Source organism: Selenomonas sputigena, assembly GCF_026015965.1.
In the GTDB taxonomy this organism is placed as follows: domain Bacteria; phylum Bacillota; class Negativicutes; order Selenomonadales; family Selenomonadaceae; genus Selenomonas.
In genome coordinates, this window is record NZ_CP110383.1 from 2190623 (window position 1) to 2203032 (window position 12410).

The 12410-nt window shown below is 53.9% G+C and carries 12 protein-coding genes; 4 read left to right on the forward strand and 8 right to left on the reverse strand.

Translation table 11 applies throughout. From position 1 onward, the window contains the following. Positions 1–153: 153 nt before the first annotated feature. Positions 154–1170, forward strand: coding sequence for a GGDEF domain-containing protein (locus OL236_RS10520; protein WP_265070576.1), 1017 nt, complete (start codon positions 154–156; stop codon positions 1168–1170). Positions 1171–1227: 57 nt separating this feature from the next. On the opposite strand, the gene OL236_RS10525 is transcribed toward OL236_RS10520, so the two are convergent. Further along, positions 1228–1659: a YybH family protein gene (locus OL236_RS10525; RefSeq protein WP_009645829.1), complete on the reverse strand. Its 432-nt coding sequence runs from the start codon at positions 1657–1659 to the stop codon at positions 1228–1230. 277 nt (positions 1660–1936) lie between these two features. On the opposite strand from OL236_RS10525, the gene OL236_RS10530 reads away from it, so the two are divergent. Further along, a complete protein-coding gene (locus tag OL236_RS10530) occupies positions 1937–2563 on the forward strand; it encodes a peptidase C39 (protein ID WP_265070577.1) in 627 nt (208 codons plus the stop codon). A gap of 169 nt (positions 2564–2732) precedes the next feature. Here OL236_RS10530 and OL236_RS10535 read toward each other — a convergent pair whose 3' ends face one another. From OL236_RS10535 to OL236_RS10560, 6 genes are all read right to left on the reverse strand, one after another. Continuing rightward, positions 2733–3233 carry a bactofilin family protein gene (locus OL236_RS10535; RefSeq protein WP_265070578.1) on the reverse strand — a complete coding sequence of 167 codons (501 nt, stop codon included), beginning with the start codon at positions 3231–3233 and terminating at the stop codon, positions 2733–2735. 14 nt (positions 3234–3247) lie between these two features. After that, positions 3248–4174: a M23 family metallopeptidase gene (locus OL236_RS10540; protein WP_265070579.1), complete on the reverse strand. Its 927-nt coding sequence runs from the start codon at positions 4172–4174 to the stop codon at positions 3248–3250. Between the two features lie 886 nt (positions 4175–5060). Beyond that, entirely contained in the window at positions 5061–6158 is a 1098-nt protein-coding gene (locus OL236_RS10545) for a Fic family protein (protein ID WP_265070580.1), read from the reverse strand. Positions 6159–6565: 407 nt separating this feature from the next. Beyond that, positions 6566–7534 (reverse strand): hypothetical protein, encoded by a 969-nt coding sequence (locus OL236_RS10550; RefSeq protein WP_265070581.1) that lies wholly within the window; start codon positions 7532–7534, stop codon positions 6566–6568. A gap of 17 nt (positions 7535–7551) precedes the next feature. Continuing rightward, positions 7552–8001 (reverse strand): hypothetical protein, encoded by a 450-nt coding sequence (locus tag OL236_RS10555; RefSeq protein WP_265070582.1) that lies wholly within the window; start codon positions 7999–8001, stop codon positions 7552–7554. Between the two features lie 524 nt (positions 8002–8525). Further along, entirely contained in the window at positions 8526–9113 is a 588-nt protein-coding gene (locus tag OL236_RS10560; protein ID WP_265070583.1) for a hypothetical protein, read from the reverse strand. A gap of 253 nt (positions 9114–9366) precedes the next feature. Here OL236_RS10560 and OL236_RS10565 point away from each other — a divergent pair, with 253 nt between their 5' ends. Continuing rightward, positions 9367–10320, forward strand: coding sequence for a D-2-hydroxyacid dehydrogenase (locus OL236_RS10565; RefSeq protein ID WP_265070584.1), 954 nt, complete (start codon positions 9367–9369; stop codon positions 10318–10320). A gap of 11 nt (positions 10321–10331) precedes the next feature. Then, positions 10332–10607 carry a metal-sensing transcriptional repressor gene (locus OL236_RS10570; protein WP_009645791.1) on the forward strand — a complete coding sequence of 92 codons (276 nt, stop codon included), beginning with the start codon at positions 10332–10334 and terminating at the stop codon, positions 10605–10607. Positions 10608–10713: 106 nt separating this feature from the next. On the opposite strand, the gene OL236_RS10575 is transcribed toward OL236_RS10570, so the two are convergent. Beyond that, on the reverse strand, positions 10714–12237 hold the full coding sequence (locus OL236_RS10575; protein ID WP_265070585.1) for a DUF438 domain-containing protein: 1524 nt from the start codon (positions 12235–12237) through the stop codon (positions 10714–10716). Positions 12238–12410 lie beyond the last annotated feature (173 nt).

Here is a 12410-nt window from a genome sequence, read left to right on the forward strand (position 1 = left end):
TCTGATCGGCGCTGTAAATTTCCATAAAAAAGCCGGAGAAGAATTTTCTTTGAAAAAATCTTTCTTTTGTTCTATAATGAAAGAAAGGCTGTTTCACAGCGGTAGGGATTTATACTCGTCTCGAACTGCAGCGGCCGGATAGGAGTTTTACCGATGAAAAGCACCGACATGAGAAGGAAGCGCTCGCTGAAAGTCAGCGGGGCGCACCCTATGGAAACCTTGGACATTCCTCAACCCATGCCGCAAGAAGCGAAGAAAGAGACAAAGGGGCGGGAGGAGGCGTGCAGAGAGGCGATATTACGCGTCTTCTTGGAAAAGACAAATGTGATCGCTTACCGCTACGAAGTGGCGAAAGACGAAACGACGCTCTGGCAGGCTGCTCCTGGCGAAGAAATGAAAGAAGCACATAGGGCAAACTTCTACGACTATTTTACCAATGAAGTGCTCGCGGATGCCGACCAGCGCGAGGAAGTGCTCGCACGCTTGACAGACGCCTGCCGGAGGATTCGCGACGATGTCGTCGAGTATCGGGTCAAGACGAAAGACGGCAGTCCGCTTTGGCGGCGCACGTCGTATCGCAGCTTGGCGGCAGAGGACGGACAGATCTATGCGGTCGTCGGACTCATGGAGGATCTGCACGATACTACGCACATGATGGAGCGGCAGGAGGCACAGCTGAAACGCGATCCGCAGACGAGGCTCTTTGACCGCGAGGGGCTGGAACTTCTCGTCAACCATCAGCTCTTGAACCTCTTGCGCGGCGAGAAGGGTGTGCTCTTCATCGTTGGCATCGACGACTACGAAGAGCTTTGTGAAGCGTTGGGCGAGTCAGCATGCAATGGCTACATCGGCACGCTCTCAGACTCCGTTCGTGCGGACTTCCGAGGCGTCGATGTCTTCGGGCGCGTCAAAAGAGATGAGGTTGCCGTCTTCATCTCGGGACGCATCTCCATCGATATCATCGAAAAGCGTGCGCAGCGCATTCTTGATCTCTTCCTGCGCGTGCAACCGCAGGACCATGCGCCGGTATCATTCAGCATGGGTATATCGGTCACGGGATCGCCTGCAGAGACGTTTGATCACATGGTCGATGAGGCGGAGGAAGCCATGCTGTCAGCGCGTAGGTTCGGGCCGAACCGCTGCCGCATGTACGACGAGATCAAGGGATGAGGTTTATTCTTGATATGAAAAAAGAGGGGCTTCCCAGCGGAAGCCCCTCTTTTTCTGTCAGATCTGCTGGCGTTCGTTTGTGATCGGCATGCCCGAGATATGAGCGTGCAGGATCTTCCAGCCTTCCTGCGAGGTGCGGCGGTACATCTGGCTCGTGCGTCCCTTATGCTCGATCTCCGTGCCATCGGAGCGCAGCTTGCCGTGAAAGTCCCATGTGTACATGGCAATCGCCGTATCGCGGTAGACTTCGATCTCGAGGTCGCGGAACTCGAAGTGACGCTCCGTGTAGAGCTTCTGCAGGCGATCAATGTAGAAGTGCTGCCGGATGTTCTCCCAGCCGATGTCCTCCCCGCGCGGGTGCACCATGGACGTCTTCGGTCCTGATTGCCAGATGCTGTCTGCAAGCGCCGTGTTTGCATCATTCAGCGTCTTTTTGTAGAGATCGACGAACTCCTCTACGATGGCGGCGTCTCCTTCACGAACTGTCATGGACGATTCCTCCTTTGGATGGGGAGAGTGACCGTATGGAGCAAGAACCCCGTTCGGGGCAAAGGGTCACACTGCCCGATGTTGAAATTTCCACAATCATCTGTTTTTATTTTACCATGAAAATCCAAGAGGTCAAGTCCGAAGGGCGCAGACTGATTGGCTAAGCTTCGGTAAGATATGTTATACTAGCATTGACGTATCTAGCCCTCTATAGACTTTAGCGCAGAGGAGCCGCTGCCCGAATGCGCCACATGAAGGAAAGGGAAAATCGCATACAATGAAAACACCGCTTCACTATCAAATTTCCGAATACGACTGCGGACCGACATCCATGCTCAATGCCATGAGCTTCCTCTTCTCGCGTGAGGAACTGCCGCCCGAAATCCTGCGCAATACGATGCTCTACTGCCTCGACTGTTACGGAAAGGAGGGACACCCTGGCAAGAGCGGCACCTCGTGCATGGCGATGATGTTCCTGTCGAACTGGCTCGACGGCTTCGGCAGGGCAGGTCTGCTCCCTGTATCGAGCCGCTATCTTCGCGGCGAGGAAGTATTCATCGGGAAAGGCAGCCGACTCAACGACGCGCTGTGTCGCAAAGGCGTCGCCGTCGTGCGCCTGTGGTTCGAGGTCGAGCACTATGTGCTCATGACGGGCATCGAGGATGAGGAAATCCTGCTCTTCGATCCCTATTATCAGGAAGAGCCGTTCAAGGGTGCAGAGTCTTCTGTGCGCATAGATCTGAAGCATCCCTTATGGTACAACCGCCGCGTCCCTTTCTCCTTCTTCAACTGTGAGACGCAGGAGCTGTACGCACTCGGAGAGAAAGATACGCGCGAAGCCGTACTGCTCTTCAACGATACGACGAAGCTCACGGCAGAGAAATCCATCGAATACTTCATCTGAACGATGGATTGACCGCGCAGATCGCATCAAAAAAGCCGCTGCATGTCCGAAAGGTTCATGCAGCGGCTTTCTTTACGGCAAACTAGACGCACAAACGTCCACTTCGCGGACAAAAGTGCGCCGCCCTTAATGAAAGTTCCGAGAAGCTATGTCATACGGGCGCAGACTTTCATTTTTTCTCTGCCTTCGTCGATGATTTCAGCTGCGCCGCCATCTTCGACGATGATTTCGCCGAAGTGTCTGCGGAAGACGCTTGTTCCTGCAACGGTCTTGCCGCAGGCTGCGGGCGCACTTTCAGTTCAATGCCGGCGCGCGGGTTCATTTCGCTGCGCCCCTTGAAGATACCGCCGTCCTCGATCTGGAAAGCGTTGACCTTGACATCGCCGATGAGCTGCCCTTCGCTGTGGATCGTCAGTCCCTCTTCCGTCTGCGCGTTGCCGTGTACCGTGCCCGATACGTCAAGCGAGCGCGCAGAGACGTTACCCGTGACCATGCCTGTCTCTCCGACGATTACGGAGCCGGAGAGTTTTAGCTCACCCTCGATCTCCCCGTCGATGCGCAGATTTCCCGTGCCGCTGACCTCGCCATGAATCTTCGTATTCTTGCCGATGATCGTTTCTATATCGCCTGAGGCGGAACTGTCATCGCGCCTTTTCATCACACCAAACATAGACTCCCCACTTCCTATAGATAGCTTGCCGGATTCACCGTCTCGCCATTGACATGGATCTCATAGTGGACATGCGGCCCCGTCGAAAAACCCGTGCTGCCCATATAGGCGATCACATCACCGCGCTTCACATGCTGTCCCTCGTGCACCAAGACTTCGGACGCATGACCGTAGCGCGTGAGGATGCCGTTGCCATGGTCAATATCGACCATGTTGCCGTAGCCGCCTCCATTCCAGCCAGCCGCCGTCACGACGCCGTCCGCCGTCGCCACGATGGGCGTCCCCATATCGTTGGCGATGTCGATGCCTGGATGGAAGTCCGTGCCGTTCCAACGCCAGCCGAAGGGTGACGATATGTCGCCCGATGTCGGCCAGCCCGAAGGGACATTTCCCGGCACGCTCGTCCGCGCCATCTTATCCTTTTCGGCCGCACGCGCCGCCGCTTCTTCTCGCTGCTTCTCATATCTCGCTTCAAGCTTCGCGAGGCTTTCGCGCCGCTCAGGCAAACCGCGCGACACCGCATCGAGTGCACGTCGCACCTGCGAGACTTCCGCCGGCACAGCCGGCCCACCTTGCCCCGTATGCTTAGCAGACTCGTCCGCCGCCCCCTCATCGAGCAGACGGCGCAGCGTCTTCTCGCGTTCTGTGAGCTTTTCCATCTCGCTCTGCAGATTTTGCGCCTCCTTGGCAAGCTCCTTCAGCTCCGCCTGGCGGCCCGTCTCAGCGGGCGTCTCCGCCTTCGCGTCCGCCGCTTCGCTCCAAAGGCTGTACGATACATAGCCGAATCCCGCCAGTAAAACCACACCAAGAGCTGCCAGAGCGCACGCCAGAAGCTTCAGCCTCCGAACCGAGAAGCTGTAGCTTCGCACTGTCTCGCCCTGGTGCGGGATGACCTTCAGCGTATACTCACGCTTGTCCGGCTTCTTTCCTTTCGTATTCAAGCCATGATCCCCCAACGATTTTGAAGAATGATACTACTTTTTCTCATACAGTTATCATTATAGCATAGAAGAAAAGAGAAGATCAAACGTTTTAGGGAAACGCTGATAAAATGAAGTTGCCCAGATTTACACAGATGCGCTGTATCTATAGCGGTCAACGTCAGCCAATCATGCGGCGCACTTCGCGCTTGCATTCTTGGGACGTTTTCGCATACGAGCCGTTGCCCAATCGCCTGCGTCCTTCGGACTTGGCTCTTGGACGGCTCAGCAAGGAGACAAACCACAGGCGTAGCGGTGCTACGTCGAGGATTTATCGACGACGAGAGGACAGCGCAGATGTGTGAAGATGGGTGGCTGAATTTATCAGTGATTCCTTAGTTGTATCTGCTGTAAATCTGTCATACCGCACCGATTTCCATCACAAAGAAAAGTAGAGAGAACTGCCGAAACAATTCTCTCTACTTCCGAGCAGCGGCGAGTTTCCCTACCCTCGCCGACGGTCAACTCCGCTGTATCTTTATTGTCCCCAAACGGAAGGGATGGCCATAGCCGCTCGTAACAGCCATATATTCTCTTAACCTAAAGATACATGATGGCGTCTTCTCTGTCAAGGATTTTCTTGGGAGAGACTTATTCTGAGTGAGGCTTCACTATCGTCAAACGCTATGGTAATATCGGTAACTCAAACTTCGCACATCAAAAACGTTGCACTTGACTTGACAATTCGCGCTCAAAATCGCCATTTTCTCGACCGCGCTCGTTCTCGGAAATAGGTCGATGTGCTTGTTCCTACTATATAATGCAGGTGCACAGATTTTCCAATCGCCTCAAGACTTCGCTCTGAGGGAATAAGTCAAAATACCCGCGATTCCCCATCCACTCAACTCTATTGCTGCCGGAAGTGATACTTGCCTTTTCCGTGTCCGGTCACCGGTTCAATGACTCCATGTTCTACCATTTCCTTCAGAAGATCAGAGGCTCTGGATGCTTTAATATCAATCGCCTTCATTACATCTGACCGCCCAAAGATCGTCTGTCCCGGAAATGCCTCACGCAGCTTCAAAATATGGCTTGCAGTTTTCGGTTGAAAAACAGCTTCAATGTCCGGTTTTAGATCGTTAATGTCCGGTTTTGCAATTTCAATGTCCGGTTTTTCTGCTTCCTTAAAGATGCCGCTAATGTGCAATGTCCGGTTATGCAACGGATGATTCTCGTTCAGCAGGAGATTGCGGAGGAATACTTCAAGGAATTCCGTCGTTTCGTGAATGCCGTTCTTCAGGTCATTGTAATTTGCCCTGACCAGCGAATTACGAAAATACCAAGCATTCTCAGCAAAAATATCGTTTGTCACATCAAAGCCCAATGTACGCAGATACTTGATAAAGAATACCGCTGTCGTTCTGGTGTTGCCCTCACCGAAAACATGGATCTGCCACAGTCTTGAAATAAAAAACGCAAGATGGTGGATGATCTCATCCATCGAGAGGTTCTTATAAGAGAAATTCTTCTCCTCCGAAAAATCATAGTCCAATGTCGCCCGCAGCTCCGTGGCGCTGCCGTAGAGTACAGTCGCGCCATTTAAGACCCATTCCTTCTTCGTGATGTTGTAATCCCGAATGCGACCGGCGTGGGAATAGATACCGGTAAACAGCTTTCTGTGAATAGAGATGTATTCATTCGGCGTGAAACTAAAGGCACGCTCGGAAAGCAGCGCAGCAATCCGTGCGGATACCTTGTCGGCCTCCTCAGTACGATCTGACGCATCACGAGTGGGATTTTCCTCGTAGTAGGTCTGCAAAAGCGCATTTGCCTCTTCAAAGGAAATCTCGCCCTCGATATTCCGGACGGCAGTATGAACCAGATATTCTGATGTCTTCAGCCCGTCAACTGCCTGAAGACCTATGGCCGTATGCCATGCATAGCCCTTGTCCCGCTTTGCAGGCTCGGATTCTTTGATATATTCCTTAAATGGATCTTTGTTCACTCCATATCACCTCGCTTTTTTGCCCATGCCATAAATCCACCGCTTCCGCAGGTCTCGTCATCCCTTCATGGCATGAGCCTCCATTGGATATTTTTTGTTTGACACTTAAAATTATACCAAATGGATGTCGCTCATGCTATTTTATTTGCCAAGACGATAGATACTTCAAGGGTTACAGCAGATTATTCATCTGCGACGTTTGAGTTTGTTACTCTTCGTTATTCTAGCAGTTCTCTTAACAAGAAAGTAACCGCCCCTCGTCCCTGACGTGTGGCGGTTAATTCCTAAAACATATAGGGGCACTGACCGTCTGTCGGCAGTCCCTTTTCTATACTTATTGTAGAGCGTTTCCGTCCCTGCGTCAACACCCTGCTGCGCCTTTCATCGATGCAGGCTGCGCCCCTGCGTCAGCGTATCTTTTGCAGGAAGAGGCGCATACCGTCGGTGACGTAACGGTAAATCCACTCACTGCCGGCATGATATTCTCCACTGCTGTCCGGCGTATAAACATCTGTATGCACGCCGCCCCCAACGCTCTTGACCTCCAGTCTGCCGCCTCCGATGAACCGGCGGTACGCATACGGCTTATCCGCCCCGTTCTCGGAATCCGAATACATGGTAAATATCCCCGTCGCCGTATCGTAGCTGAACGCGACCCATTCCGAGCTGTCGTTCGCATCGATGACCATGTAGCGCGCGGGAACGGCGGGGCTTGCCTGCGGCGCGCTTGCCTGCTTTTTCGTCTTGCGCACGACGAATGAGATATACTCGCCATTGGCATCACCGCCGAGTACGTACGTTTCTCCTTCGTCGAGGAGGTCCTTCATGCTATTGAACATCCTTATTACATTCAAGATATACTCAGGCAGGGTCCTTTCCCCGATACCCGGGATATAGGCAACATGGGCGCTGCGGTCTTCCTGCCACTCATAGATCGCGTCATAGGCGCTGTTCTCGGGGATGAGCTGCTCTACCCGCACATCGCCCGGCTCCCACCCCTTCCATGATAAAATTGTCCACCGCTCGATGGGGCCCCCATCGTCGTAGAGGGTGAGCACGCCTGTTTTCTCGTCGTAGTCAAACGACCGGTTCCATCGGCCTGCCTCCTGCGTCGGGTCGACGATTTCATAGGTGCCCTGTTCGGGCTCGGGCGTCACGAGCACAGTCCCGTCGCTGCTGCCGCCGTTCGGTTTCGCATAGCGCTTGAGGATATAGGTGCTCTGATTATCCCATCGGTCTAGGCTCGTAAAGCGCGTCTCCCCGATATCCCCGTTGTAGAGCGCGGCGGAGGCAGGCTCCACCTGAGCCAGCAGGAATAGGGCGGCAAACAGCAGCGCCGCCGTGCAGGTCTTCATCATCGCGATTGGATGTCTCATTTCCGTTCAGCTCCTTATCACTTTGCTTTCTGAATGGTAAAGGTATGCGATTTCCCATCCGGCATATCGGCGGTGACGCTGATATCCTCCATGCTGTAGTTGCCGAGCCCGTTGATAGGGCCGTGAAACTGGATCAACGCCTGTATGATATATGCAGGCAATGTTTTCGGGCCTTTTCCTTCATAAAGGACTGGTATTTCATAGACCCCGCTGTAGGATTTGTTCTCCGGACGCAGCTCCTCCACGGTCACGCGGTTGTTCCAATAGTCGCTGAAATCCAGCCGCCGCACTGCGCCCTTATCGTCATACAGCGTAATTATCTGCGTGGACGTGTCGTAATCAAATGACCGATTCCATTCGGACGGCGACACCTCGTCCACGATGTTGTAGGCGCCGTGTTTCGGCGCGGCGGAGGCGACGCCTCCCTGCGCGAGCAGCAGCGTGCCGACGAGCAGGAATGCCGCCATGTAGACCTTAAAAATGTTCCTTGTTTGATTCCTCATTTCATTCAGCTCCTTATCCGTCGTGTCAGCTTATCCAAGATACACCGCCATCCATCTGCCCATATGAGATAGTCCAGCAGTGCTATCACTATTCCTATGGAAAAAGACACAAGGTGTTCGTCTATTTCTTGTTCTTCTATATTAAGTACGAACTTAGCGACAACTCTAACTATGAGTAGCGCCATGATACCTGTTATCAACAGGCTCGGCCGTGTCTTTCCATCTATACAAGCAAACCGTACGCAAAACATTGTCGCAAGTGGCGGCATAGCATGTATAGCAAACCATAAACCGAGCTCCGTTTGCCAAATCAACATAGCAACACAAAAAACACCGATAAGTGTCCAAATCACTGAAAGCTTTATGCGTTCTGCTTTAGGGCGTTTTGGCAGGCGCCATATCCATATAAAAACACCTACATAAATCAGTATCTCTATAGACCACCACATAAACAGCTCTCACATCCTTCCTTGAGCAACATCCCTACCTCACCGCAGCGTCCCCTCGTCTACCATCGGAGGAACTTTATTCCCCTTGTCAAGCGCATAGAGCACGTTCAGCACGTAGGCGGCGCTCCCGACATAGGCGATGCTGTTGTACTTGCGCACGCCGAACTTCTTGACGAGGGTGCGCGCCGTTTCATTCGGTCCCGTCTTGAAACAAACGCCCGTCTTGCTCGCCTGTTCCACGGGAACGAGGTGCGCATCGTCAAAGTCAAAATCATAGACGCCCTTCTCGTTCTTCTCGATAAACATACCGCGCCATGCGCCCGTGACATTACTGTGCGCGAATCCGTAGACGCCCTGCATCACCGAACTCTTGCCGCCGCGCGGGTAGATCTCCAGCTCGGCAGGCACATAATAAGAGGTGACGAGTCCCTCGCGAATAACCTGTCTCTCCTCCTGGTGAATGATGACGTTGTAGTGGATGTCGACATCGCCGCCCTCCCCCGCAACCGTATACTGTGCGACCACGACGGGGAACCCCTTCGCCGACGCGAGGCCCGCATTCGCCCCGAGCGCGACGCACAAGACGGCGCAGAGTGCAATCGCAAAACTCCATACATGCTTTCTCATAGAAATCCTCCTTGAACAAAACCCAATATACTTTAGATATGGATATTATTCCCCCCCCCGCGGATTTTCCTGCTAATTCTAAAAATATTTTTCAAAATGATATAAAACTCCGCACAAAAAAGCCGCACACGTAAAACGCATGCGGCGGCTCTATCCTAAGGAAATGGAAAACTGCATAGGCAGACATGACGTATAGGTTGCATCCTATGGTATAATAGAGGAAAAATCATTGAACTGCGACAAAGGAGGCGCCATGAAAATTCTGATTGCCTTGCGAACAAACGAGCATCATAAGGAACAGCTGCAAAGAAATGCGACGGGGGCAGAGCTTCTTTTCGTGCCCGCCGATCAGGTGCGTGAAGAAGACCTCGCCGATGTTGATGCCATCATCGGTAACGTGCCGACGGAGCTTCTGCCCGCAGCGAAGAAATTGCGCTGGTTGCAGCTCAATACGGCAGGGGCAGACACCTACTGCAAAGAAGGCGTGCTCAAGGACGATGTCCTCCTGACGAATGCGACGGGAGCCTATGGCCTTGCCCTTTCCGAGCATCTGCTCGCACAGCTCCTCGCGATGATGAAGAAGCTCTATCCCTACTATGACAACCAGAAGAAGGGAATCTGGCACGATGAAGGGAGCGTCACCTCGATCGAGGACGCGACCGTCTTGATTCTCGGCGCAGGCGACATCGGTCGTGCCTTCGCGCGTCGCGTCAAGGCGCTCGGCGCTTACGTCATCGGCGTGCGCCGCCGTGAGGGAACGAAGCCCTTCGGCATCGACGAGATGGGCACGATGGAAGAACTCGATTCTCTGCTCGCACGTGCTGATGTCGTCGTATCGGTTCTGCCAGGGACACCGGCGACGAGGGGTATCTTCGACAAAAAGCGCTTTACTGCGATGAAAAAAGGCTCCTACTTCCTGAACATCGGGCGCGGCAACGCCGTCGTCACGGAAGATCTCATCGAAGTGATGAAGGAAGGGCATCTCGCAGGCGCGGCGCTCGACGTCACAGATCCCGAGCCCCTTCCCGCCGATCACTCGCTCTGGCATACACCGAATATTTATATAACGCCGCATATCTCGGGCGACGATCACCTGAGCGCAACGCAGGATAAGATCGTTCAGATCGCTGCGAGAAATCTTGCGGCATTCATGCAGGGCGTACCGCTCGAAAACCTCGTCAATCGCACGACGGGATACAAGGACTGAGGAGGGATACGATGCGTCAATGCATGGACATGGAGAACCTGCACCGCAGGCTCAGAAAGATTCGCGGACAGGTCGAGGCTCTCGACCGCATGGTCGAGGAGGAAATTCCATGTGAGGACCTTCTCTCGCAAATCAATGCCGCAAAGGCTGCGCTGCACAAATGCGGTCAAATCGTGCTCGAAGGCCACATCCAACACTGCGTGAAAGACGGCATCGCCCACGGCGATGCGGAAAAGACGGTCGAGAGCTTCACCAAGGCGGTCGAGCGCTTCGCCAATATGGGATGAGACTTTGTGAACGTCAGCTGCACCCTGTGGGCTTGATTTGCGGAACGTTTTCATATACGACTTTGGCATACGGATTAAAACGAATACCGAAAGCGCCCGGCTAATTCTACTTCTTCTCGCCAAATTGCGCGAGAGCTTCGGAGAAGTCCTCAACGAGTTCGACCGCGCCCGTGTATTCGCCGTTCTCGTCGTAGATGGCGAGATAGCGCACGCCGACAGGCTTGCCCTTGATATAGCGATAGATCTCCATGCGATCGCGCTTCTTCGCCTTGAAATCGGCGACGAGCTGCTCGATGATCGGCACGATGTTGGCGGGATGGCAGTTGTAGACCTTGCTGCCCAAAGCGATGCGCGGGCGCGCGAAGACCTGCCCGGGATTCGAGAAGAAGCGCAGCATCTCGTCCTTGTCGATGTAGGTGATGTCGACGGGCAGGAGGTTCAAGATGGCTTCTAGCTCCTTGCAGCCGATTTCGCCCGTCGATAGCCGCACCTTGCCCGAGGCGATCATCTTGCGCTCTTTCGCTTCTGCCTCCGCAACATAGGCATCGCCCGCCGCCCATTTCGGTGCATCCTTGATGAATGCGATGCCGAATTCCGGCATGTCGCGGTAAATCATGAGCCAATCTTCTTCAGAGAAGAAGCGCAGCGTCAGCGGGAAGAGGATCTTCTCTTCCTTGTAGATCATGTCACGGATGCGCTGGAAAAAGGCCGAATAACGCTCCTCTTCGCCCGAGATCCCATCGCCGAACGACTTCATGAGTGCGCGAAGCTCCGCCTTGATCTCATCATCGACACCCCACATGACGCCCGAAGGACCCGTCACGCCGTAGCGGTAGAGAAGTGTCATGAGCAGCGATTCCTTCTTGCCGTAGTGCGAGTAGATCGCGTGCAGTTCGCCGAGACCGCGGCTCAAGCCGGGGACATCGTTCGCCTCCAAGGCGGTTTTCAGGCGATCAAGGAGTTCGGACAGCCCCTTGTTTTCGAGATTTAACACCGTAAGCGGATGCCCGTCGGGCAGATCCTGCACCTCGGGTGCGGCGTCCGCAGCGGGCGCTGCGCCGCCAATATGCCCGTGGAAGAGCGCCGAGTGTACATCGCAGAGCTTCTGCACCTCGTGAATCGGCGTGCCGCCTTCGATGAGCTGCTGCTCGGCAGCGGAGATCTCCTCGGCCGAAACGCTCGCGAAGTCTTTGATGAAATCTTTGCGTACCGTCTCCAGAGACTCGCCCGCCGAAAGGCGCTGCAGGAAACCCTTGAGCACAGCCGCGCGTTCCGTCGCCTCTCCGTCCGCCGCGCCTGCCGTCGCAGCTGCATGGGTGCAGCCGCAGCCGCCTTCGCCGTGCACATGGGGCTGCGCCTCGTGCGTACCGCAAGAGCTGCACGCATGCGCCGCAGCAGCTTCATCCTGCTTGATCGTGAAACCGCGTGCCTCCAGCTCGCGCACGACGTCTTCCAACTTCATCCCCTTGATCGCCACACCCTTGGGCACGGTCATGACGCGCCCCATGACGTTCAAGACCATCGGATTCGTAATCTCCTTGAAGCCGATCTCTGCCATTGCCTGCTGAAACTCCGGAAACTCCTCGACAAGTTCCGCCACCGTTTTATTTAAGTCCAATTCCTTTTTCATATCGATCTCTCCTGTTCCAAATCTGAATGCGTTTCTCATTGCTGTCATTATAACAAATACAGATTGCGCTTGTCGTCATATTTGTTACGGGTTTTGGAGCAGCATTTGTTTAGTTCGGTATTGACAATGCCTGTGATGCATGATATTCTTTGGCGGAAGGATTGTTATGAAGA